Genomic DNA, 942 nt, shown 5'->3' with positions numbered 1-942 from the left:
TCGGCATGTCTTCTCAACACAACGCTTTGTGACCTCTTGCTCGATGCACACCCCATTTTGCTTAAGGCTGCAATGTTGAGTTTGAGTCGTACAGTCTTTCGGGAGGTTTGCGCAGGTATTAGGGCGGTTACAATGATGGTCTATCCGATATTTCCAACAATTGAGCGTGGTGGGAATGCCATTAATGGTGCGGGTGGCTCGACCTTCAATACATTGCTGGCGAGTGATCTTGCACGAGTTCATCAGGCGGCATTGTGTTCGCCAGGTCATGGTGTTTTTGATGCAGTTCCCGCCGGATAAGGAGAATCCGTTTGAACAGCTCAAGGTGGCTTTTTTCGTTTGTGTGGTGGGTCGACAAATCTCGTAGCGTTTATCCCAGTGTTCGCTCGCTTGCCAATTAACGTGATAGGTCTGTTTTAACTCGCCAAGCGTGTAGCCTTGATTGGGAGAGACTTGCTTTCCGCCCCATAAATACATGGTTCCTGACGATGAGAAAATGCCATCACCTCTCGTTTGCCTCACATAATGTTTATTATTGTATCGGCATTGTGGGAGGGGACGTTGGCAATTATCCCCTTGCTTTGTCCAACCGGATGGACAGTGGTAGATGACATTGCCAGTAACCACGGTGGCAACGGGGACTTTTGTACAAGGCACGTTGTTGTTCGTTGGACGATGACACTGTTTAGGAATGTGTTCGATAAGGCACTGGGAGCCGCTATCACAATCGACATAGGCATTTGAGAGGCCGTGAGTGATTTCATACGCATTCTCTTGGCCGAGTAAGGCAAAGCGCATCGCTGGGTCGCTTTTCACATCGGGGCGCCCTTTATTAAAGTGGGTGTTGATGTCTTGAGCCAATCCATTGGTCACAAACTCTGTCCCTTTTTGTGCATTGATATCACTGTCTGACAGTGTGGATTCTTTTGGACTGCGGATCTC

1 protein-coding gene is annotated in these 942 nt (G+C 48.6%); it reads right to left on the bottom strand.

Annotated features, from left to right (window positions below):
• On the bottom strand, nucleotides 1–942 hold a 942-nt coding region (gene traN / locus AB4503_RS25485), incomplete at both ends, for a conjugal transfer protein TraN (protein WP_372115920.1).

This window comes from Vibrio sp. 10N.222.55.B11, assembly GCF_041473705.1.
GTDB classification, from domain to species: Bacteria; Pseudomonadota; Gammaproteobacteria; order Enterobacterales; family Vibrionaceae; genus Vibrio; species Vibrio crassostreae_C.
The sequence above is the reverse complement of the archived record's forward strand: the minus strand, read 5'-3'. Positions and strand labels throughout refer to the sequence as shown.